Annotated in this window: 17 protein-coding genes; 10 read left to right on the top strand and 7 right to left on the bottom strand. The window is 69.2% G+C overall.

The window, feature by feature from the left end:
* The 3 genes from yidD to cmrA all read right to left on the bottom strand — a co-directional run.
* The coding region (yidD, locus tag HMPREF3014_RS12430) for a membrane protein insertion efficiency factor YidD (RefSeq protein WP_070753835.1) at window positions 1-181 on the bottom strand (181 nt) is incomplete at its 3' end.
* Between the two features lie 58 nt (window positions 182-239).
* Window positions 240-1,595 carry a hypothetical protein gene (locus tag HMPREF3014_RS12425; protein ID WP_016561831.1) on the bottom strand — a complete coding sequence of 452 codons (1,356 nt, stop codon included), beginning with the start codon at window positions 1,593-1,595 and terminating at the stop codon, window positions 240-242.
* Between the two features lie 87 nt (window positions 1,596-1,682).
* Window positions 1,683-2,615: an AraC family transcriptional regulator CmrA gene (gene cmrA, locus HMPREF3014_RS12420; RefSeq protein WP_003106506.1), complete on the bottom strand. Its 933-nt coding sequence runs from the start codon at window positions 2,613-2,615 to the stop codon at window positions 1,683-1,685.
* Window positions 2,616-3,202: 587 nt separating this feature from the next.
* On the opposite strand from cmrA, the gene HMPREF3014_RS12415 reads away from it, so the two are divergent.
* Entirely contained in the window at window positions 3,203-3,499 is a 297-nt protein-coding gene (locus tag HMPREF3014_RS12415; RefSeq protein WP_003118540.1) for an antibiotic biosynthesis monooxygenase family protein, read from the top strand.
* A gap of 57 nt (window positions 3,500-3,556) precedes the next feature.
* Here HMPREF3014_RS12415 and HMPREF3014_RS12410 read toward each other — a convergent pair whose 3' ends face one another.
* The gene (locus tag HMPREF3014_RS12410) at window positions 3,557-5,551 is read right to left on the bottom strand and encodes an alkaline phosphatase D family protein (protein WP_003118538.1); all 1,995 of its coding nucleotides are present in this window, start codon (window positions 5,549-5,551) and stop codon (window positions 3,557-3,559) included.
* A gap of 327 nt (window positions 5,552-5,878) precedes the next feature.
* Between HMPREF3014_RS12410 and HMPREF3014_RS12405 the strand changes: the two genes are divergently transcribed.
* Both HMPREF3014_RS12405 and HMPREF3014_RS12400 read left to right on the top strand, forming a co-directional pair.
* The gene (locus tag HMPREF3014_RS12405; RefSeq protein ID WP_003088700.1) at window positions 5,879-6,385 is read left to right on the top strand and encodes a sigma-70 family RNA polymerase sigma factor; all 507 of its coding nucleotides are present in this window, start codon (window positions 5,879-5,881) and stop codon (window positions 6,383-6,385) included.
* Window positions 6,382-7,335 (top strand): FecR family protein, encoded by a 954-nt coding sequence (locus tag HMPREF3014_RS12400; protein WP_003107078.1) that lies wholly within the window; start codon window positions 6,382-6,384, stop codon window positions 7,333-7,335. The genes HMPREF3014_RS12405 and HMPREF3014_RS12400 overlap by 4 nt, the downstream gene beginning before the upstream one ends.
* Window positions 7,336-7,372: 37 nt before the next feature.
* On the opposite strand, the gene cynS is transcribed toward HMPREF3014_RS12400, so the two are convergent.
* Both cynS and cynT read right to left on the bottom strand, forming a co-directional pair.
* The gene (gene cynS, locus HMPREF3014_RS12395) at window positions 7,373-7,843 is read right to left on the bottom strand and encodes a cyanase (protein WP_003088707.1); all 471 of its coding nucleotides are present in this window, start codon (window positions 7,841-7,843) and stop codon (window positions 7,373-7,375) included.
* A gap of 39 nt (window positions 7,844-7,882) precedes the next feature.
* Window positions 7,883-8,545, bottom strand: a complete 663-nt coding sequence (gene cynT, locus HMPREF3014_RS12390) for a carbonic anhydrase CynT (RefSeq protein ID WP_003142561.1) — start codon at window positions 8,543-8,545, stop codon at window positions 7,883-7,885.
* Window positions 8,546-8,659: 114 nt separating this feature from the next.
* Here cynT and cynR point away from each other — a divergent pair, with 114 nt between their 5' ends.
* Window positions 8,660-9,547, top strand: a complete 888-nt coding sequence (cynR, locus tag HMPREF3014_RS12385; RefSeq protein ID WP_003114874.1) for a transcriptional regulator CynR — start codon at window positions 8,660-8,662, stop codon at window positions 9,545-9,547.
* Between the two features lie 6 nt (window positions 9,548-9,553).
* Here cynR and HMPREF3014_RS12380 read toward each other — a convergent pair whose 3' ends face one another.
* Complete coding sequence (locus HMPREF3014_RS12380) at window positions 9,554-10,939, bottom strand: MFS transporter (RefSeq protein WP_044305239.1); 1,386 nt, start codon at window positions 10,937-10,939, stop codon at window positions 9,554-9,556.
* 140 nt (window positions 10,940-11,079) lie between these two features.
* Here HMPREF3014_RS12380 and HMPREF3014_RS12375 point away from each other — a divergent pair, with 140 nt between their 5' ends.
* The 6 genes from HMPREF3014_RS12375 to HMPREF3014_RS12350 all read left to right on the top strand — a co-directional run.
* Window positions 11,080-11,982 (top strand): LysR family transcriptional regulator, encoded by a 903-nt coding sequence (locus HMPREF3014_RS12375; protein WP_003107805.1) that lies wholly within the window; start codon window positions 11,080-11,082, stop codon window positions 11,980-11,982.
* 262 nt (window positions 11,983-12,244) lie between these two features.
* Window positions 12,245-15,202: a TonB-dependent receptor gene (locus HMPREF3014_RS12370; protein WP_023087546.1), complete on the top strand. Its 2,958-nt coding sequence runs from the start codon at window positions 12,245-12,247 to the stop codon at window positions 15,200-15,202.
* Window positions 15,203-15,205: 3 nt separating this feature from the next.
* Complete coding sequence (locus HMPREF3014_RS12365) at window positions 15,206-17,014, top strand: extracellular solute-binding protein (RefSeq protein ID WP_003118735.1); 1,809 nt, start codon at window positions 15,206-15,208, stop codon at window positions 17,012-17,014.
* Between the two features lies 1 nt (window position 17,015).
* Window positions 17,016-18,089, top strand: a complete 1,074-nt coding sequence (locus tag HMPREF3014_RS12360) for a microcin C ABC transporter permease YejB (protein WP_003103638.1) — start codon at window positions 17,016-17,018, stop codon at window positions 18,087-18,089.
* 1 nt (window position 18,090) lies between these two features.
* Window positions 18,091-19,107 carry an ABC transporter permease gene (locus HMPREF3014_RS12355; RefSeq protein WP_003160167.1) on the top strand — a complete coding sequence of 339 codons (1,017 nt, stop codon included), beginning with the start codon at window positions 18,091-18,093 and terminating at the stop codon, window positions 19,105-19,107.
* 1 nt (window position 19,108) lies between these two features.
* Window positions 19,109-20,391 (top strand): ATP-binding cassette domain-containing protein (locus HMPREF3014_RS12350; protein WP_070734382.1); only part of this gene is annotated, 1,283 nt, incomplete at its 3' end.

The following is a 20,391-nucleotide window of genomic DNA, read 5'->3' as shown; positions in this document are numbered from 1 at the left end:
GCCAGGGGTGGCAGCGCAGCAGCCGGCGCGCGCCGAGGTAGCCGCCTCGCAGCGCGCCATGCACGCGGATGGCTTCCAGGGTGTAGTGCGAGCAACTGGGGTAGAAGCGGCAGCGGGGACCGATCAGCGGGCTGATTGCGTACTGGTAGAAGCGGATCAGCCCGATCAGCAGGAACTTCATGGCGAGCCCTCGGCGGGGTTGCGGCGGCGAGCGGGCATTGTAGCGCCGTTGTCGGTCCTCAAGGAGCATTCTCCGCCGCGCAATAAAGGGTCCGCCCGTCGACGAGGCTGCGAGCAGTCGCCAGGCGGCCGCGCAGGCCGGGTTCTTCCGGCGCCAGCGTGCCTTCGCGCCAATCGCCTCCGCGCAACGGAATCAGCGCCGAACGGCCGTAGCCCGGGCAGTACGCCTCGGCGTCGCCCTCCAGATAGTCGACGCCGTCCAGGGTCAGCTCGCCGACATTCCAGCGCGCGCCGAGGTAGGCCTGGCGGAACGGCCCGTCGGCAAGGACGTAGAAGCCCCCGCGCACCTCGCTGGCCGCCGTGGCGAAGCCGATGGTGCGTCGCGGTTGCGGGATCACCAGCAGCGGTCGCCGTGGGTCGGCGAAGGCCTCCTGCAACTCGACCAGGCGCTGGCGGGTGGCGCCCATCTCGCGCCGGTAGCGCTCGCCGCGCGCCCGCGCGTCGTCGGGAAGTTCGCTCCAGGCCGGAGGCTGGTCGCGCAGCAGGTAGTCCAGCGGCCAGGTGCCGGCCGTCGCGGCTTCCTTCCAGTCCGCGTCGTCGTCGCGCAGGTCCAGCAGCACTCCGGCCAGCGCGCCGATCTCGTAGGCTTCGCTGTCGACGCCGACGCCGATCTCGTTGGCATCGTAGAAGGCCAGGGCGTACTCCCGCAGCGCCTGCCGATAGCGTTGCGGATCCTCGGCGAAATCGGTGCGGTAGCGCGCGGCGGCGGCCATCTCGATGTAGCGCGCGGTGCCTTCGCTGAGATCGACCTGCGCCGCCAGCCGGCTTTCCTCGGGAGCCGCTTCGCGCCAGCGGCGCAGCCAGCCCTGGGCGTCGCTCAGGTAGCTGTCGCGCTGCCCGGGCGTGCGCAGGGCCTGGAGCAGCGACTGGAACAGGGCATAGCGGTATTCCCGCGGGCGCGGGTCGAGCGTGGCCAGGTCGCCGCGATAGCCACCGGGCTTGCGCAGGCCCGGCCAGTCTTCCTGGGCGTAGCGATGGAAGGCTTCGTGCGGGCCGATGGCGGCCAGCGTCTCGCTATTGCCGGTATTGCTTCGCAGGTGCGCGGCGCTGATCTGCAGCAGCACCGCCGGACGGCCCCGGTAACGCGGAAAGGCATAGCTCAGGTCGAGATCCGGGTCGCTGTCGCCCGCCGCCGTGGTGCGCTGCGCGCGGCCTTCGGCATCGGCGACCCAGGTACTGCGGCCATCGCTGTAGAGGAAGGCCTTGTCGGCCATCCGCCAGCCGGGCCAGAGTCGTTCGCTGTGCTGGCCGACGGCATGGACATAGGCCAGGTAGCGGCGGGCGAACGACTCGCTGTCCGTCGCCGCGGCGGGAAGGGACAGGGCAAGCAGGAGCAGGGGCAGGGCTCGGGTCATGGCGGATACGGTTGCGCAAGGTCGGTCGGGGCGACGAAGGTATGCCGCCGCTTCCCGATTGACCGTCGCGGCCGCTGCCGCGTTCCCCTAGGCGGTGTTGCGCGCCCGCGCCAGGTCGCGCAGCGGCGGGGCGCCGAACAGCCGGCTGTACTCGCGACTGAACTGCGATGGGCTTTCGTAGCCGACCCGGTAGCCGGCGGCGGCCACTTCCAGGCCCTCGCTGAAGATCAGTCGGCGCGCTTCCTGCAAGCGCAGCTGCTTCTGGTACTGCAACGGGCTCATCGCGGTCACGGCCTTGAAGCGGTGGTGCAGGGTCGAGGGGCTGAGGTTGACCACCTGGGCCAGTTGCTCGATGCGCAGCGGCTTGCCGTAGTTCTGGTTGATCCAGTCGATGGCGCGGGTGATGCGGTGGGCCTGGCTGTCGGCGATGGCGATCTCGTGCAGGCGCTGGCCCTGGCCGCTGCGCAGCAGCCGGTAGAAAATCTCGCGGAGGATCAGCGGCGCCAGCATCGGGATGTCGCGCGGGCTGTCCAGCAGATGGATCAGGCGCAGCACCGCATCCAGCAGGCTGGCGTCGATACGGTCGACGTAGAGGCCACGGTCGCCGCGCCGGCTGGCCACTTCCATGGGCCCGGCGTCGGAGATCAGTTGGGTGATTTCCGCAGGGTCGATATCCAGCCGGACGCAGAGGTAGGGCGCGTCCGGCGAGGCGTCGATCACCTGGCCGGCCAGCGGCAGGGTGACCGAGACCACCAGGTAGTGCAGCGGATCGTAGATATAGCGTTCCTCGGCCAACTGCACCTCCTTGCGGCCCTGGGCGATGATGCACAGGGCAGGTTTGTGCATGCCGCGCGCCGGCAGGGTGGGGCCGTCGGCGCGAATCAGGGCGAGGGGGTCGACGGCGGTGCCGTAGACACCGTCGCTGGGACAGTGCTCGAGCAGCAACTGCGCCAGTTCGCTCTGGCGCTGGCGCAGTTCGGCGGGGAGATCGACGGAAAGAAGCGGGGTGTTTTCGCTCATGCGGGGACTCGCGGGGGAAACCTTCCCAAGACTAGCGCGCGCCGCGGCTGCAGGCACTCATCGCGATGCGCGTTGGCAGGATCAGGCAAGCATTCGCCAGGAACAGGCAAGCCAGCTCGTCGGACGGGGCGCAAGCGGATGAGAAAAAACCGGAACGCGGCAGTTTCAGGCAAGAACCCGACAGTATCCGTCTACCGATTCCCCGCGCCATCCCCCTAATCTGGCTGGCATGGCGGAATCTCCGTCATGCCGATGGGAAACACATGCAGGGGGACACACCTATGTCAAATCAACAGGCCAGACTGTCATCGGGCGGCATGTCGCCGGAGCGCGCGCCGGGTGCCTTCCGTTCGCGGCCGGTGCGCGACGGCGCGCTGGTCCCCGAGGCGCCTTCCCGTTCGCCTTCCGGCCCTGCCGCGGGCGGCACGCTGGCGCGGCGGACCCATCCCGGCAACTGGTAATCGGAGGCAGGGCACATGCGTCACCCTTACACCCCACAGCGGCCGGCCGGCGTCTTGGCGCCGCCGGCCCTTCCACTCCTGGTGCCGCTTGCGCAGCGGCGAATCCATGTCGAGGAGGCAGAGAGCATGCCAGCGTTCAATCGGGCCAGTCACCTGGTCAGCATTCGCGCCCGCAGCGGCCAGTCGCACCGCCTCGGCCTGCGCCTGCAAGAGCTGGCGCAGGCGGGCCAGGCCGCGCCCGGTTGCCTGCGCTACGAACTGCGCCAGGCGGACGGGGACTCCGACCTGTGGTTGTTGCACAGCGAGTGGAGCGATGACGCGGCCATGCAGGCGTACCTGGCCGGCGACGCCCAGCGGGTCTTCGCCGAGGTGCTCTGGCAAGCGCTGGCGGCGACCCTGGACGTGCAGGAGCGGCCGTTCTGAAACCGGGCGGGCGGATGACTCGGCGCGGCGTCCGCCCGTCCCCCTTGTTCTGGCCTCTCAGCGACCCGGCGTGACCGGCGACTGGTCCGCTCGTTCGTCTTCGACGTCGCGATGTCGCTCGAAGGCGGTCGCCGGCGAGCCATCGGCATTGACCTGCAACACCGCGCGCGGACGGCCGTCCTCGCCAATGAATACCTGGCCGATCCCGGCGCTGTTCCACAGGCGCTCGCCGGCCTGGCTGTGCTGCGGAACGCGCGGGCGGATTTCCAGACTGCGCCGTTGGGTCAGCCAGTTCAGCGGCGACCAGGGCGCATAGAGCCAGCGATTGAGGCGGTCGAACCAGTCCAGCAGGCGTCGCGGGAATTCGTTCTTGATCCCGCTGCTGGTGATCTGCCAGAGCCGGGGCCCGCGCTCGCGATGGCGAATCCGGATGTCGTAGACGAAGGAGTAATGCACGTCGCCGGAAAGGATCAGGTAGTTACCCGGCGTACGCGAGTGGCGGAAGATGTTCATCATCACCGAGGCCGCGCCGCGATGGGCCATCCAGTTTTCCGCATCGACCAGCAGCGGCTGGCCGATCCAACTGAAAAGCTTCTGTACGCCCTCGATCAGCTTGACCCCGAACATCGGCGCCGGCGACACGATGATCGCCGCCTTTTCGCCGAGCAGGTCCTGCTGGAATTCACTCAGTGCCTCCCAGTCCATCAGCCCGGAGGGCCGGCCCAGGTTGCGCTCGCTACGCCAGCGGCGGGTGCGCGTGTCGAGGACGATCAGGGTCGGGCTGCCAGGCAACCGGTAGTGCCAGTGCTGGAAGTCGAGCAGGGCATCGAGCAGGCGGTCCTGCTCGGCGCAGGGCAGCCGGCCGTCTGCCGCGGCACCCTCCATCAGGGCCGCGACCGGCGCCAGCCATTCGCCGCAATGCTGCGGGTCGTTGCCCCAGCCCTGGCAGAGCAGGTAGGCGAGCAGGGCGTTGCCGATGATCCGCCGGGAGAACGGATGGCCGTAGGCGGTCAGCTCCCAGCGCGCGGAAAGGTTCCAGTCGTCGGTGATGTCGTGGTCGTCGAAGATCATCAGCGACGAGATATGCGCCAGCGCCCGCGCCACGCGGGGCAGGCCATCGCGGAAGGCTTCGATGTGCCGGCGCTCGCCGGCGAAGCGCTGCGCGTGCCGCGCATCCAGCCCCGGCGGCGGTTCCAGCCTGACCAGGCGCCAGGGCGCCGGCGACCAGACCAGCAGGTACATCGCCAGCACCTCGGCCAGGCCGACCAGATGGTTGTGGGCGTTGGCCGAGGTGAAGATCGGCTTCTTCACCCCGCCGAAGAAGCGCTCGCGCAGGGCTTCGTTGGACTCGAAGGCGGGCAGCAGGTCCTCGCGCCGGTAGTAGGTGGCCGGGTGCGCGTAGAGTGCCTCGCTGTCGTTCACCAGTGCGCCTTCCAGGTGTTCGCCGTACAGGCCGAGGCGGTGGATCAACCCATGGATGGCCACCAGCATCGGCCCGGCGACGTCGTCGGCGTAGACCTGGTCGCCGCTCATCATCAGCAACGCCGGGCGGCTTTCGGCCTGCAGCAGGTTTTCCTCCAGCAGCCGGTCGACCTGCAGCAGGCCATCGGCCGCTGGGTGATGCGGCTTGCGGCAGGAGCCGTGGAGCAACTGGTCGAGACGTGGCTTGAGCACCAGGCTGGCGCGCTGGCGACCGGGGTAGAGCAGATGCGGCGCCCATTCGGCGATTCCCGCAGGCTCCCGGCCGTCGGCGGCGAGGCGCAGGTCGTAGTCGACCAGGCGGGCGCAGGGCAACGGCGGGTCGAGCGCGACATCCAGCAGGTGCAGCCAGGCATGGGTGCCGATGCGGATGGCCGAGTGGGTTCCTTCCGCGAGGCGGACCCGACGCTCCGCCTCGCCTTCGCTGGCGAGGATCAGTTCGATGGTCGTCGGGCATGACGTGGCCAGCCAGAACACCAGGCGTCCGGGCTCTGCGCGGCGCAGCAGGGGACCGGCCAGGACCAGGGGCAGGGCTTCGTCAGGCGGGGTGTCGTTGGGGAGCGAGGCGGACATTGGTACGGGCGTTGTCGACGCGGCGAAACAAGCTGACGAGTATGCCGCTTTCGGCGGATCGCGGCGTTGCCATTTCGTAAGGAATGACGACAGTCGTCGCGGGATGGCGATCTTCTAATGCCAAAAAGTTAAGTACACCTTAATTAATATTCTTTTTTGCGTTCGGGCTTCTGCGGCATATTGCCTTCCGCGCAGGCCCGGCGGCCTGCCATCGCTGTTTGCGGGAGGGACACGTGCAATCCGACGTCGGCGCCGCCTCCCGCCGATCAAGGTTTCGCCTGCCACCCCGACGCCCGGTGGCGCAGGCCCGTAGCACGAGAGTGCGGAATGGGCATGGATCAGACACGCAATCGCCTCGTCGGCCTGATGTTCCAGAACGACTATTCCTGGCTGAGCGGGCGCCTGCGGCGCTACCTCGGCTGCCCCCACAGCGCCGAGGACATCGCCTCGGAAACCTTCCTCAAGGTCCTTGCCCTGCCGGACCCGGCAAGCATCCGCGAGCCGCGCGCGCTGCTCACCACCATCGCCCGCCGGCTGATGTACGACGGCTGGCGGCGCCAGGACCTGGAACGCGCCTACCTGGAAAGCCTGGCCGGGCTTCCGGAGGCCCTCGCGCCGTCCGCCGAGGAGCAGGCCCAGGTGGTGGAAACCCTGCTGCGCCTGGAGCGCATGCTCGCCGGGCTGTCGCCGAAGGCCCGCGCCGCCTTCATCCATAGCCAGATCGGCGGACTGACCTACGTGGAGATCGCCGGCTTGCTGGAGGTTTCCGTCAGCCGCATCCACCAGTACATGGTCGAGGGCTTCAAGCAGTGCTACCAGGTGCTTGCCGAATGAGCCAGGGAAGGCGAGAACGCATCCTCGACGAAGCGGCGCAGTGGATGGCGCTGCTGCAATCCGGCCATGCCGGCGCCGAGGAGCGCCTGGCGTTCCAGCAGTGGCGCCAGGCCGATGCCGAGCACGGTGCGGTGTTCGACCGGCTCAGCCTGGGCTTGCAGTCGTTTCGCGACGAGCCCCTGCACGGCTTGCGCGCCGAGCAATTGATCGGAGCCCTCGAGGCGCCGTCCGCTCGTCGCCGGTTTCTCCAGCGCAGCCTCGCCCTGGCGGCGTTCGGCGTGGCGACGCTGGCGCTGGGGCGGATCGGCATCGTCGGCTTCCCCTGGCCCGGCGACCTGTACACCGGCACCGGACAACGCCAGAGCTTCCGCCTGGAGGATGGCAGCCAACTGGTGCTGGACGCGCGCAGCCGGGTACGCCCCGAATTCGATGGCTACCGGCGTCGCCTGCGCTTACGCGAGGGCCGCCTGCTGGTTGACGTGGCACGGGATCCGGCGCGGCCTTTCGTCGTCGACACCGGGCGTGGCCAGGTCGAGGCGCAGGGAACCCGCTTCCAGGTCAGCGATGACGGCGCCAGCTCGCGAGTGGTGGTGCTCGAGTCGCGGGTGCGGATCACCACTGCCGACGGACGGCAATGCCTGTTGGAGCGCGGCCAGAGCGCCCGTTTCGACGCCTCGGCGATTCTCGCCCGAGGTCCTGCCGAAGGCGGCGAGAGCGCCTGGCTGGATGGCCGGCTGGAGGTCCGCGACCGCCCGCTGGGGGAGGTGCTGGAAGCGTTGCGCGCCTATCGCCGCGGCATCATCAGCGTCGCCGACGACGCGGCGGCGCTGCGCGTCAGTGGCATCTACCCGCTGGACGACAGCGGCGCGGCGCTGGCATTGCTGGAGCAGAGCCTACCGATCCGGCTCGACTACCACGGGCCCTACTGGGTCAGCATCGCCAGCCGCTGAGGCGCGCGCCCGGCGGCGAGCCGGGCGGCGCGACGCTTCAGAACGGCTTGGTCGGCAGGTACTTGCCGTCGAGGGTGATCACCGCCCGCGAGCCGCCTTCCGGGTCCTCGACCTTCTTGATGTCCAGCTTGAAGTTGATCGCGCTGATGATGCCGTCGCCGAACTGTTCGTGGACCAGCGCCTTCAGGGTGCTGCCGTAGACTTGCAGCATCTCGTAGAAGCGATAGATGGTCGGGTCGCTGGGAATGCCGCCGGGAATGCTGCCGCGCAGCGGGATGCTTTGCAGCAGGAGCACCGCGTCGTCGTCCAGGCCGAGTTGGGCGGCGACCTTGCGCGCCGCCGCCTCTGGCAGGGCATGCTGGCCGAGCAGGGCGGCGGTGACGAAGGTCAGGGCGAGACCGGTGCCGTCGGCCAGGTCCTGCCAGGACAGGCCCAGGCGGGCCTTGTTCAGGACCACGGTCTCGGCCAGTTGCTGGCGCGCGTTGGGGGACACTTGGCTGTGTTGCATGAGATGACTCTCCTTGCGGGTGGTTGTGAGGGAAGGGATTCAGGCGACCGCCTGCCCGGGTTCGCCGCCTACCGCGCGCACTTCGGGATGCTCGGCGAGGGAGACGAAGCGCCGGCTGGCGCCGTCGAGGGCGTCGATGCGGCCGCTTTCGATGTCGTAGACCCAGCCGTGCAGGTTCAGCCGACCCTGCTCCAGGGCGCGGGCGACGCAGGGGTGGGTGCGCAGGTTGGCCAGTTGGGCGATCACGTTGTGCCGCACCAGGGCGTCCAGCCGCGCCGCCTCGGAGGCGTGTTCGTGGGCGCTGTTCATCGCCCGTGCGGCCTCGGCGTGGTGCAACCAGCCGGCCACTGCCGGCAGGTGGTCGAGACAGGCGCAGGAAGCGATGGCGCCCATCGCGCCGCAGTCCGAGTGGCCGCAGACCACGATGTCGCCGACCCCGAGCACCGCCACCGCGTATTCCACCGAGGCGCTGACCCCGCCGGGCTGCGGCCCGTAGCCGGGGACGATGTTGCCGGCATTACGGATCACGAAGAGTTCGCCGGGCTCGCGCTGGGTCAGCAGTTCGGGGACCACCCGGCTGTCCGAGCAGGCGATGAACAGTGCCTTGGGGGCTTGCCGGGTGGCCAGGGACTTGAACAGTTGCGAGCGCGCCGGGTAGGCGTCGCGCTGGAAGCGGAGAAAGCCGTCGATGATGTCACGCATGGCGCTGGGCTCCTGGCCGTCGAATGGTGGAGCCAGGATGCGCGGATTGAGCCATAGGGTCCAAGACCGGTTTATTATTCCAGTCATTGGTCTGGTCTATAGTTGGATGTTTCCATGCTGCTTCGCCACCTGCGCTACCTGCTCGCTGTCGCCGAGCATCGCAACTTCACCCGCGCCGCCGAGGCGCTGCACGTTTCGCAGCCGACCCTGTCGCAGCAGGTGCGGCAACTGGAAGAGCAACTGCGCGTGCAATTGCTCGACCGCTCCGGCAGGAGCGTGCGTCCCACCGATGCCGGCGAGCTGTACCTGCTTCATGCGCGGCGTGCCTTGCGCGAGCTGGAAGCGGCGCAACGAGCGATCCACGAGGTGCGCGACCTCAGTCGCGGCCGCCTGCGCCTGGGCATGACGCCGACCTTCACCTGCTATCTGGTGGGCGCCCTGGTGGATCCGTTCAATCAGCGCTATCCGGGCATCGAGTTGAGCCTCGAGGAGTTGCCCCAGGACGCCCTGGAGGCGGCGCTGATCGACGATCGCCTGGACCTTGGCGTGGCCTTCAGCGAGCCGGGTTCGGTGGAGATCGACAGCCAGCCGCTCTACCTGGAGCGCCTGGGCCTGGTGCTGGGGGCGGAACACCCGGCGGCGGACGCGCCGCTGGCCGCCGCAGCGCTGGCGGAGTTGCCGTTGGCGTTGTTGCGCGACGACTTCGCCACGCGTCGGCATATCGACGCTTACCTGCGCCAGCAAGGGGTGACGGCGCGGGTTGCGCTGGAGGCGAACTCGATCAGCGCCATCGTCGACGTGGTTCGCCGCGGAAGACTGGCCAGCATCCTGCCGGAGGCGGTGGCGCGCCAGCAGGCCGGGTTGCGCTGCGTGGCGCTGCGGCCGGCGCTGCCGACCCGTCAGGTGGCGCTGTTCTGGCGCCAGGGCAGCCACCCCGGTGCCGCGCGCCTGGCCTTCCAGGCCCTGGCGCTGGAGCTCGGCGCCGAGCTGGGCGACGCCTGAGCGGGATCAGCCGCGACTCGGCTGCAACGCCGCGGGCTCCTCGCGGCGCAGGCGGAGGGCCAGGGCGGCGCCGCACAGGGCGAGCAGGGCGCTGAGCGCGGTCACCCATTCGATGCCGCGCGCCTGGCTGGCCAGCAGGCTGGCGGCATCGGCGCCGCGTACCTGGGCGTTGGCCAGCGCCACCAGCAGGGCCAGGCCGAGCGCGCCGCCGATCTGCTGGGTCATCGAGGCCATCCCCGAGGCGACGCCCTGTTCGGCGGGATCGACGCCGCTGGCGGCGCTCACCCACATGGCGGTCCAGGTCATGCCCTGGCCGATGCTGAGGATCACGATGGCTGGCAGCAGCGCCAGGAAGCCGCGCCCCAGCGGCAGGCACGCTGCCAGCAGGCCGAGCCCGAGTGCGCCCAGCAGCAGGCCGGCGACCAGCGTCGCGCGTGCCCCGTGGCGGGCCAGCAGGCGCTCGGCGACGCGGATACCGAGGGTGCAGAGCAGAGTCGCCGGGAGGAACGCCAGGCCGGTCTGCAACACGCTGTAGCCGTACACCGACTGGAAGTAGATGGCCAGGAAGTAGTACTGCACGCCGTAGCTGCTCATGAAGATCGCGGTCAGCAGCATCGCCACCTGCAGGTTGCGGTTGCCCAGCAGGCGCAGCGGCATCAGCGGGTCGCGGCTGTAGTGTTCGATGGCGAGGAACGCCAGTAGCAGCGGGACGGAAAGGTAAAGTCCGAAACGTACCGAGGGCGCATCCCAGCCCGACTCGGGGCCCTGGACCAGGGCGAAGACCAGCAGGGTGGCGCCGGCGGTGACCGTCAGCGCGCCGGCCAGGTCGAAGCGCCGACCGCGCTGGCGCCGGGCGTCGGCCGGGATCAGGCGCAGGGCGAGCAGCGCCGCGGCGCCGGCCAGCGGCACGTTGACCAGGAAGATCGAGGCCCAGCCGAACAGCTCGGTGAGCGCGCCGCCGAGCGCCGAGCCGAGGGCCAGGCCGAACGCCGAGGCGATGCTCCAGATCGCCAGGGCACGATTGCGCGCCGGGCCCTCGGCGAAGTGATTGCCGATCAGCGCCAGGGTCGCCGGGAACAGCAGCGCGCCACCCAGGCCCTGCACGGCGCGGGCGAGGATCAACGGCAACTCGCTCTGGGCCAGGCCGCCCGCGAGGGAGGCGAGGGCGTACAGGCTTTGCCCGAGGACGTACATGCGGCGCCGGCCGAGCAGGTCGGTGGCGCGCCCGCCGAGCAGGAGGAAGCCGCCGAAGGCCACCGTATAGGCGCTCACCACCCATTGCAGGCGTTGCGCCGAAAAATCCAGCGCCCGGCTGATTTCCGGCAGGGCGACGAACACGATGGTGGCGTCGAGGGCGATGATCAGTTGCGCGCAGGCGAGCAGGGCGAGCATCCAGTTGGAAGGGGCGGCACGGTCCGTCACGGCGGGACTCCTGGTCTGGGTTGGGCGCGGCCAGTGTTTCTCATGCTGGAATCGTGATAAATAGCCTCTCCGTCCTTTCACTGATGAAAATAATCATCGATGAGATCGCCATGGACCTGAATGCCGTCAAGTTGCTCGCCCGCGTGGCCGAGACCCGTAGCTTCACCCAGGCCGCCGTTTCTCTCGGTCTGACCCAGTCCGGCCTGTCGCGCGCCATCGGCCGGCTGGAAGCCGAACTCGGCGTGCGTCTGCTGCACCGCACCACCCGCAGCGTCAGCCTGACCCCGGACGGCCAGCTGTTCTACGAGCGCTGCGCACCCTTGCTGGCGGAACTGGAGGAAGTCGAGAAGTTGCTGGTGGACCGCCAGTGCGCGCCGAGCGGTCCGCTGAAGATCACCACCCCGCAGGCGCTCGGGCGGATCGTGATCATGCCGGTGCTGCGCGAACTGACGCGGCGCTACCCGCAATTGCAGATCGAGGCGGCGATGACCGATCGCCTGGTCGACCTCACCGAGGAAGGCTTCGACGCCGCCGTGCGTCTCGGTCGGGTCGGCGACGTGCGCCTGATCGCCCGGCCATTGGCGGCGTTGCGCTGGGTCACGGTGGCGTCGCCGGAATACCTGCGTAGCCACGGCACGCCGGAGCGCCTGGAGCAACTCGCCGGGCACAACTGCCCGACGGTGCGCGACCTGCATACCGGCAAGCTGCTGGAATGGCAGTTCCAGCGCGACGGCCAGCCGCTGAGCCTGGCGGTGCGCGGCGACCTTGTGCTGGACGTGGCCGACGCGCTGGTCGACGCGGCGCTGGTCGGCCAGGGCATCGTCCAGGTGATGGGCTTCATGGCCGAGGAGGCGATCCGCCGGCGTCGACTGGTACGCATCCTCCAGCCGTTCGAACCGCCGCTGTGCCCGGTGTCGCTGATCTACCCGCCGTCGCGGCAGTGCTCGCTGAAGATCGGCGCGCTCTACGAGGAACTGAAGAGCGCGCACTGGTGCGGGGCGCTGACATACTGACCCGAGGGCGGCAGGGCGGATAACGCCGTGTTCGGACCGGCGGATAGCCGCAAGCGGCTATTCGCCCTACACGGGGCAAGGCCGGTAGCCGAGCTTGGGGGTGATTTTGGGGTAGGGCGAATAACGCCGGAGGCGTTATCCGCCGCCATGCCTATTCGCCCGCGCTTATAAGCTCAGAACAAAGCGTTCCAAGCCTGCCCTGCAAATCTCCCGCGCTCATCGCTCATCCCCTGGAAACCATGTTTTCGGGGGGAACCGAACGATGCCGCACCATGCTCCATCCACACGCCTGCCTTCCAGCCTGGCCCTGGCCGCGCTGCTCGCGGCGGCCCTGGCCGCGCCGCCGGAGGCACGTGCGGAGACGCCCGCGCCCGCCGCCAAGGCGCTCACCTTCGACGTCGCCGCCGGCCCGCTGGACCAGGTGCTGCTGGGCATCTCGCGACAGAGCGGCTTGCTGATCTCCTTCGAGCAGTCGCTGGTGCGCGGCCGGCAGGCGCCGGCGGTGCGCGGTCCGCTGAGTGTCGACCAGGCCCTGGAACAGGCCCTGCGCGGTAGCGGCCTGCAGTTCCGCCGTTCCGAGCGCGGCGCGGTGATTTCCGCCGCGCCGCTGCGCGCGGCCGTACCGGCGGCGAAGGTGCAGCCGCTGGCGGCGAAAGCGGAGCAGACCCTGGAGCGGGTGGTGGTGACCGGCTCGCGGATTCCCCGCGCCCAGCAGGAAGGGCCGTCGCCGGTCACGGTGATCAGCAGCGAGGAAATCCAGAACCGTGGCTACCGCAACGTCTTCGAGGCCTTGCAGACGCAGACCCAGAACACCGGCATGACCCAGGGCGAGGACTACGGCAACACCTGGCAACCGGCGGCCAACGCCCTCAACCTGCGCGATCTCGGCCCCAACCACACGCTGGTGCTGATCAACGGCCGGCGCGTCGCCGACTACCCGACCGCCTATGGCGGCTCGGTGAACTTCACCAACCTGGCGAACATCCCGGCGGTCATGATCGACCGCATCGAGATCCTCAGCGGCGGCGCCTCGGCGATCTACGGCTCGGATGCCATCGCCGGGGTGGTCAATATCGTCCTGAAGAAGAAATTCGATGGCGTCGACGTCAACCTGCGCGCCGGCACCACCGAGCGCGGCGGCGGCGACAACCAGCGCCTGCAACTGGTCGGCGGCGGCGCGACGGGCGACTTCGAAGGCCTGTTCGGCCTGCAGGTCGAGCAGCGCCAGCCGGTCTGGGCCAACCAGCGCGGTTTCATGGACAGCTACCCGGACGGCAACAACGTCGGCTACCGGCTGAACCCGCAGAGCGGACGCTACCTCGGCGACGCCTCCTGCGCCGGCCTCGGCGGCCTGTTCGGCGGCAACGTGGCGCCGGTGCCGGGCGCCAGGGGGGGCTATCGCTGCATGACCGACCAGTACTACAACAACTACTGGACCCTACAGACCAAGAAGGAAAACTACGACGGCTACGCCGGCGGCACCTGGCACCTGAGCGACAGCGGCAAGCTGTTCGCCGACCTGCTGTTCGGCTTCGACCACCTGCAGAACAATACCCGCGGGCCGTCCTTCACCTCGCCGGACTTCATCAATGCCTCCAGCGGCGACCTGGAGCGCTGGTACCGGCTGTTCTCGCCCGAGGAGATCGGCGGCAAGAGCAGCAACAACAGCAAGTGGCGCGAGGTGTCCTGGACCGGCACCCTCGGCTACAGCGACCGCGTCGCCAATACTTCCTGGGAATACGAACTGGCCGCGACCCGCTCCGAGTACCGCAGCGACCGCACTACCCGCTACACCCCAGCGGCCGGGATCCTCGACCTGTACCTGGGCCGCAAGCTCGGCGAACGCGACGGCTACCCGGTCTACGATCCCGATCCGGCGCGCCTCGGACGTCCGCTGAGCGAGGAAGAGTGGCGCAGCCTGCGGCGCAACGTGACCCAGCACAGCGAGTCCTACTCGCAGACCTACAGCTTCACCGGCAACGGCGAGCTGTTCGACCTGCCGGCCGGCCCGGTGGCCTTCGCCGGCGTGCTGGAGGTGGGCAAGCAGGGCTACAGGATCCGTCCCGACTCGCAATACAACGACGGCTCTCTCTACAACGTCTCCAAGGCCAGCAGCTCCGGCGGCTCGCGCGACCGTTACGCCGTCGGCGGCGAATTCAGCATCCCGCTGCACGACACGCTGCTGGCGTCCGCCGCCGGCCGCTGGGACCAGTACAGGTTCAGCGGTCGCACCGAGGAGCAGACCACCTACAACCTGGGGCTGGAGTGGCGCCCGCTGACCAGCCTGCTGCTACGCGGCAGCTACGGCACCAGCTTCCGCGCGCCGGACCTGAACTACATCTACCAGGCCGACGCCAACGGCTACTACCCGGCGCAGAAGGACTACTACGGTTGCGAGAAAGGCGTCGACGGCGCCTGCAAGAACGGCCGGGTCGACTACGTGCAGAGCGGCACGCCCGACCTGAAGTCCGAGCGCGGGCGCTACTGGAGCTACGGCTTCGTCTGGTCGCCGTCGAGCAGGTTCGACTTTTCCGCCGACTACTACCACATCCAGATCGATGACCTGCTGACCACCCTCGATCCGGACAAACTGCTGCGCGACGAGGCGGCCTGCCGCAGCGGCGGGCTCGATCCGGACTCGGCGCAGTGCCGCGACACCCTGGCGCGGGTCGAGCGCAACGCCGGCGACGCCAGCGTCGACCCGAATCGCCTGAACAAGGTCTACGTCAATGCCATCAACGCGGCCAAGGAGCGCACCAGCGGCATCGACCTGCGCAGCAACATCCGCTGGGGCGCCGGCGACTACGGCGCCTTCTCCTCGACCCTCGGCTACACCCTGGTGTTGTCCCACGACTACAAGCAGTCCGACGACTACCCCAGCGAGAACCAGCGCGACAGCCTCGACTCCCACGACTGGCGCAGCAAACTCAACGCCAGCCTGACCTGGGACTACGCACAGTTCACCTCGACGCTCTTCGCGGTGCGCTACGGCAGCGTTACCAACGCCGCTGGCAGCGGGCGCCTGAGCCCGTGGACGGTGTTCAACGCCAGCGCCCGCTACCGGCTCAACGAACGCGCCAGCGTCGGCCTGACGGTGAACAACCTGCTCGACCAGATCAAGGAGGACGACTCCGATGGCTGGCCGTACTATCCCACCGGCAACTACGACGCCATGGGCCGCCAATGGTGGCTGGACTTCAGCTATCACTTCGGTGGTTGAGCCATGCCCGGACGCATCCTGGTCTTCGCCTGCTGCCTGCTCGCCAGCCTGGCCCGCAGCGAGCCGCGCCATGCCATCACGCTCTACGACGAGCCGGCGAAATATCCGCCGGGTTTCCAGCACTTCGACTTCGTCGACCCGCAGGCGCCCAAGGGCGGCAGCCTGCGGCGGATGGAAAGCGGCAGCTTCGACACGCTGAACCCCTTCGCCAACCGCGGCACGCCGATCAGCATGACCCAGGCCGCGCTGATCTACGAAACCCTCGGCTTCCAGTCACTGGACGAGCCGTTCACCGAATACGGCTACCTGGCGCGCTACATCGAGAAAGCCCCGGACAACAGCTGGGTGCGTTTCCATATCGATCCGCGGGCGCGCTTCAGCGACGGCGTGGCGGTCACCGCCGAGGACGTGAAGTTTTCCTTCGATAGCCTGGTCGAGCAGGGCAGCCCGTTCTGGCGCGCCTACTACAAGGAGGTCCGCGAGCCGGTGGTGGAGGATCGCCTGCGCATCCGCTTCGATTTCCGTCATGCCGGCAACCGCGAGCTGCCGCTGGTGCTGGCCCAGCTCTACGTGCTGCCCAGGCATTGGTGGCAGGGACGCGACTTCAACCGCAGCAGCATGCAGCCGCCGCTGGGCAGCGGACCTTACCGGCTGGAGAAGGCCGAGGCGGGGCGTTCGGTGAGCTACCGGCGCAACCCCGACTGGTGGGCTCGCGACCTGCCGGTCGGGCGTGGCCTGTACAACTTCGAGCGGATCCGTTTCGACTACTACCGCGACAGCGGCGTGGCCTTGCAGGCGTTCAAGGCCGGGCAGGCCGACATCAATGTCGAGACCAGCGTCAAGGCCTGGAGCAGCGGCTACGACTCGCCGGCCCTGCGCGATGGCCGGTTGCGCCAGGAGAGCTTTCCCTACCCGTACCCGGCCAGCCTCCAGGGCCTGGTGTTCAACCTGCGCCGACCGCTGTTCGAGGACCGCCGGGTACGCCAGGCGCTGAGCCTGTTGTTCGACTTCGAATGGACCAACCGGCAGCTCTTCGGCGGTCGCTACAAGCGCCTGCGCAGCTATTTCGACAACTCGGAGATGGCCGCTCGCGGCCTGCCCGGCGCCGACGAACTGGCCTTGCTGGAGCCGCTGCGCGGGCAGATCCCCGAGGAGGTCTTCGGCCAGGCCTACGCTCCGCCGGTGAACGACGGCAGCGGCGATATCCACGAGCGCCTGGTGCAGGCCTACCGCCTGCTCGGCGAGGCCGGCTGGCATGCCGTCGACGGGCGCCTGCTGGATACCGCCGGACGGCCGCTGCGCTTCGACCTCCTGCTCCAGGGCAAGGGCCTGGAGCGCGCGCTGCTGCCGTTCCAGCGCAACCTGGCGCGGATCGGCATCGATATGCGCCTGCGCCAGGTGGACGCTTCGCAATACATCGAGCGCATACGTGCGCGGGACTACGACATGATCGTTTCGAGCTTCTCCCAGTCCAATTCGCCGGGCAACGAGCAGTACAGCTTCTGGCATTCCTCCAGCTACGCCGATCCCGGCGGCTACAACCGCATCGGCCTGAAGGACCCGGCCATCGACCGGCTGGTCCAGGCGGTGGTCGAGGCCGACTCGCGGGCCGCCCTGGAAACCGCCGTGCGCGCCCTCGACCGGGTGCTGCAATGGGGCTACTACCTGATCCCGACCTGGTATTCCGACGAGGTCTGGATCGCCAGCTGGAATCGCTTCGGCCGACCGCCGCAGGCGCCGCGCTACAGCCTGGGGCTGAACACCTGGTGGGAAGTCCGCGAGCGGGCCGCGCCGAGCCGGGAGGCGCAGTGACATGGGCGGCTACCTGTTGCGCCGCCTGGCGCTGATCCTGCCGACCCTGCTGGGCATCCTGCTGATCAACTTCGCCATCGTCCAGGCCGCACCCGGCGGGCCGGTGGATCAGGCCATCGCGCGCCTGCAGGGCGTCGACGGCGGCGGCCCGCTGGGGCGTGGCGGGGAGGGTGGGCATGGCGCTCTGGAACCGCAGCGCCACGGCGAGACCGGCATCGATCCGCAGCTGGTGGCCGCCCTGGAGCGCCAGTACGGCTTCGACAAGCCGCCGCTGCAACGGCTCTGGCTGATGCTGTCGAGCTACGCCCGGCTGGATTTCGGCGAGAGCTTCTACCGCGACGCGCGGGTCATCGACCTGATCGCCGAGAAGCTGCCGGTCTCGCTGTCCCTGGGCTTGTGGGCGACACTGATCACCTACCTGGTGTCGATTCCCCTGGGGGTGGCCAAGGCGGTGCGCCACGGCAGCGCCTTCGACCTGTGGAGCAGCGCGCTGGTGGTGATCGGCTATGCGGTGCCCGGCTTCCTCTTCGCCATCGTCCTGATCGTGCTGTTCGCCGGCGGCAGCTACCTGGACTGGTTCCCCCTGCGCGGCCTGGCTTCCGAGGGCGCCGAGCGCCTCGGCCCGCTGGCGCGCTTCGCCGATTACCTCTGGCACCTGGCGCTGCCGGTGGGTTCGCTGGTGGTCGGCGGTTTCGCCAGCCTGACCCTGCTGACCAAGAACAGCTTCCTCGACGAGATATCCAGGCAGTACGTCGCCACCGCTCGCGCCAAAGGGCTCAGCGAGCGCCGGGTGCTCTACGGCCATGTGTTCCGCAACGCCATGTTGCTGGTGGTGGCCGGGCTGCCGGCGGCGCTGGTCTCGGTGTTCTTCACCGGGTCGCTGCTGATCGAGGTGCTGTTCTCCCTCGACGGCCTCGGCCTGATGGGCTACGAAGCGGCGCTCGGCCGCGACTACCCGGTGGTGTTCGGCAGCCTGTTCATCTTCACCCTGCTCGGGTTGCTGGTGAAGCTGGCCGGCGACCTGGCCTACAGCCTGGTCGACCCGCGCATCGACTTCGCCGCGAGGAAACAGTGAGATGGCCATCGTCCTTTCCCCGCTGCACCGCCGCCGCCTCGCCGCGTTCCGCGCCAACCGCCGCGGGCGCCTGGCGCTACGGCTGTTCCTCGCGCTGTTCGTCACCTGCCTGTTCGCCGAGCTGATCGCCAACGACCGCCCGCTGCTGCTGGAATACCGTGGCCAGTGGTTCCTGCCGGTGCTGCGGGACTATCCGGAAACCGCCTTCGGCGGCGAGCTGCCGTTCCCGCCGGACTACCGCGGTCGCTTCATGAGCGAACGCATCGCCCGCGACGGCTGGGCGCTGTGGCCGCCGATCCGCTTCGACGCGCGCAGCATCAACTACGCGCGCCCGGCGCCGGCGCCGCCCTCGGCGGAGAACTGGCTGGGTACCGACGACCAGGGCCGCGATGTGCTCGCGCGGGTGATCTACGGCCTGCGCCTGTCGATTCTCTTCGCCCTCGGCCTGACCCTGGCCTCGTCGTTGCTGGGAATCTGCGCAGGCGCGGTGCAGGGCTACTACGGCGGCTGGATCGACCTGTTCGGCCAGCGCTTCATCGAGGTCTGGTCGGGTCTGCCGATGCTTTACCTGCTGATCATCCTCGCCAGCCTGGTGCAGCCCGGGGTCGGCTGGCTGCTGGCGATCATGCTGCTGTTCTCCTGGACCAGCCTGGTCGACGTGGTTCGCGCCGAGTTCCTGCGCGGTCGTCACCTGGAGTACGTCAAGGCGGCGCGAACCCTCGGCCTCGGCGACGCCGGGGTGATGTTCCGGCACATCCTGCCCAACGCCATGGTCGCGACCCTGACCTTCCTGCCGTTCCTGCTCTGTGGCGCGGTGACCACCCTGACCGCCCTGGACTTCCTCGGTTTCGGCCTGCCGCCCGGCTCGCCGAGCCTTGGCGAACTGGTCGGGCAGGGCCGCGACAACCTCCAGGCGCCCTGGCTCGGGCTGACCGTGTTCGTGGTCCTGGCGACCTTGCTCAGCCTGCTGGTGTTCATCGGCGAAGCGGTGCGCGACGCCTTCGATCCGAGGAAATGAGATGAACCGGGAACTGTTGCGAGTGGAAAACCTGAGCGTCGCCTATGGCGACACGCAGGTCGTGAAGGGGATCGACTTCAGCCTGCGCGCCGGCGAGACCCTGGCCCTGGTCGGCGAGTCCGGCTCCGGCAAGTCGCAGACCGCCCACGCCCTGCTGCGCCTGCTGCCGGGCGCGGCGCGCCTGGGCGGCAGCGTGCGCCTGGACGGCGAGGAACTGCTCGCCCTGTCGCCGCAGGCATTGCTGGCGATTCGTGGGCAGCGCATCGGCATGGTGTTCCAGGAGCCGATGACCTCGCTCAATCCATTGCAGCGCATCGGCCGCCAGGTCGGCGAGGGCCTGCGCCTGCATCGCCGCCTGCGTGGCGCCGCGCTGCGCGGGCGGGTACTGGAACTGCTCGAACTGGCCGGCCTCGAGCAGCCGCGACGCCTGCTCGAGGCCTATCCGCACCAGCTCTCCGGCGGCCAGCGACAGCGAGTGATGCTGGCCATGGCGCTGGCTTGCGAGCCGCAACTGCTGATCGCCGACGAACCGACCACGGCTCTCGACGTCACCGTGCAGAAACGCCTCCTGGAGCTGCTGCAAAGCTTGCAGCGACGGCTGGGCATGGCGATCCTGCTGATCAGCCACGACCTCAACCTGGTGCGCCGGGTCGCCGATCGGGTCTGCGTGATGCGCGATGGCCAGATCGTCGAGGAGAACGCCTGCGAGACGCTGTTCCGCTCGCCCCGGCATCCCTACACGCGCCTGCTGATCGAGGCCGAGCCGGGTGGGCTGGCGGAGCCGGTGGCGTGCCGCGAGACCTGCCTGGAGGTGCGCGCGCTGAGCCTCGACTACCCCGCGCCCGGCGGCTGGCTGCGCCGGCGCGCGGGACTGCGCGCGGTGCACGAGGTCAGCCTGCGGCTGCGCCGTGGCAGCACCCTGGGGATCGTCGGCGAAAGCGGTTCGGGCAAGTCCTCCCTCGGCCAGGCGCTGCTGCGCCTGTTGCCGGCCGAAGGGCAGATCCTGTTCCAGGGCGAGCGCCTCGACCGGCTGCACGGCAAGCGCCTGTTGCCATTGCGCCGGCAGTTCCAGGCGGTGTTCCAGGACCCCTACGGCAGCCTCAACCCGCGCCTTAGCGTGGAACAGATCGTCGGCGAAGGCCTGCGTATCCATGGCATCGGCGATGCCGGCGAACGCCGCGCGCGGGTGCTGGAGGCACTGCGCGAGGTCGGTCTCGACGAGCCTTGCCTGGAACGCTATCCCCACGAGTTTTCCGGCGGCCAGCGCCAGCGCATCGCCATCGC

Source organism: Pseudomonas sp. HMSC065H01 (assembly GCF_001815235.1).
Taxonomy (GTDB): domain Bacteria; phylum Pseudomonadota; class Gammaproteobacteria; order Pseudomonadales; family Pseudomonadaceae; genus Pseudomonas; species Pseudomonas aeruginosa.
The sequence above is the reverse complement of the archived record's forward strand: the minus strand, read 5'-3'. Positions and strand labels throughout refer to the sequence as shown.

Bases quoted from the DNA above. Each gene is read 5' to 3' on its own strand.
- HMPREF3014_RS12405 (WP_003088700.1), top strand. From the start codon at position 5,879: ATGGGCATGGATCAGACACGCAATCGCCTCGTCGGCCTGATGTTCCAG.
- HMPREF3014_RS12375 (WP_003107805.1), top strand. From the start codon at position 11,080: ATGGACCTGAATGCCGTCAAGTTGCTCGCCCGCGTGGCCGAGACCCGT.
- cynT (WP_003142561.1), bottom strand. From the start codon at position 8,545: ATGCGTGACATCATCGACGGCTTTCTCCGCTTCCAGCGCGACGCCTAC.
- HMPREF3014_RS12370 (WP_023087546.1), top strand. From the start codon at position 12,245: ATGCCGCACCATGCTCCATCCACACGCCTGCCTTCCAGCCTGGCCCTG.
- HMPREF3014_RS12410 (WP_003118538.1), bottom strand. From the start codon at position 5,551: ATGTCCGCCTCGCTCCCCAACGACACCCCGCCTGACGAAGCCCTGCCC.
- cmrA (WP_003106506.1), bottom strand. From the start codon at position 2,615: ATGAGCGAAAACACCCCGCTTCTTTCCGTCGATCTCCCCGCCGAACTG.
- HMPREF3014_RS12415 (WP_003118540.1), top strand. From the start codon at position 3,203: ATGCCAGCGTTCAATCGGGCCAGTCACCTGGTCAGCATTCGCGCCCGC.
- HMPREF3014_RS12365 (WP_003118735.1), top strand. From the start codon at position 15,206: ATGCCCGGACGCATCCTGGTCTTCGCCTGCTGCCTGCTCGCCAGCCTG.
- HMPREF3014_RS12360 (WP_003103638.1), top strand. From the start codon at position 17,016: ATGGGCGGCTACCTGTTGCGCCGCCTGGCGCTGATCCTGCCGACCCTG.
- cynS (WP_003088707.1), bottom strand. From the start codon at position 7,843: ATGCAACACAGCCAAGTGTCCCCCAACGCGCGCCAGCAACTGGCCGAG.
- cynR (WP_003114874.1), top strand. From the start codon at position 8,660: ATGCTGCTTCGCCACCTGCGCTACCTGCTCGCTGTCGCCGAGCATCGC.
- HMPREF3014_RS12425 (WP_016561831.1), bottom strand. From the start codon at position 1,595: ATGACCCGAGCCCTGCCCCTGCTCCTGCTTGCCCTGTCCCTTCCCGCC.
- HMPREF3014_RS12400 (WP_003107078.1), top strand. From the start codon at position 6,382: ATGAGCCAGGGAAGGCGAGAACGCATCCTCGACGAAGCGGCGCAGTGG.
- HMPREF3014_RS12380 (WP_044305239.1), bottom strand. From the start codon at position 10,939: ATGCTCGCCCTGCTCGCCTGCGCGCAACTGATCATCGCCCTCGACGCC.
- HMPREF3014_RS12355 (WP_003160167.1), top strand. From the start codon at position 18,091: ATGGCCATCGTCCTTTCCCCGCTGCACCGCCGCCGCCTCGCCGCGTTC.